Genomic DNA, 619 nt, shown 5'->3' with positions numbered 1-619 from the left:
GACGTTATCCGAAAGTGCGAAGTGATTTATTAAAAAGACAATAAACCAAGAGACTCATTAATGTGGGTGATGAATTTGGGGTACGTAGAAGAACTTAGAGCCATAGTTGGCCCAAGACCATTAATATTCGTTGGAGCAGTTGTAGTTGTGGTGGATGATTTTGGAAGAATATTAATGCAACAGAGGAAACATCCACACGGATCATGGGGTATTCCAGGTGGTTTAATGGAACTAGGAGAATCAGTAGAAGATACGGCAAGAAGAGAATTATATGAGGAGACCAACCTGAAAGCAGGAAATTTACATCTGATAAACATTTATTCCGGATCAGGTAACTTTATCAGGGCTGCCAACGGAGATGAATTTTATGTTGTAACCACTGCGTTTTTTACTAATGAAATAAATGGTGAATTAGAGGTCGACCAGAGAGAAGCAATTACGTTTGAATATTTTTACCCAAGTCAATTGCCCGACCAGATTGTAAAGAGCCACAAAAAGATAATTGATGAATTCATTGTGAAACATTATAACAAGACTTTTTAAAAGCATTTTTTGAGGGTAACTCAAAGCACCTTCGGATAACACCACATTCACGCTTCGGGCCTCAAGGCCCTCGGTC

The 619-nt window shown here is 38.9% G+C and carries 1 protein-coding gene; it reads left to right on the top strand.

Annotated elements, in window-relative coordinates; all coding sequences use genetic code 11:
* The first annotated feature begins 75 nt into the window (after positions 1-75).
* Positions 76-543 carry an NUDIX hydrolase gene (locus JET16_RS29815; protein ID WP_199624876.1) on the top strand — a complete coding sequence of 156 codons (468 nt, stop codon included), beginning with the start codon at positions 76-78 and terminating at the stop codon, positions 541-543.
* The last annotated feature ends 76 nt before the right edge of the window (positions 544-619 follow it).

The sequence above is a fragment of the Paenibacillus alkalitolerans genome (assembly GCF_016482785.1).
Classification (GTDB): domain Bacteria; phylum Bacillota; class Bacilli; order Paenibacillales; family YIM-B00363; genus Paenibacillus_AE; species Paenibacillus_AE alkalitolerans.
This window is presented reverse-complemented; position numbering and strand designations above follow the sequence as displayed.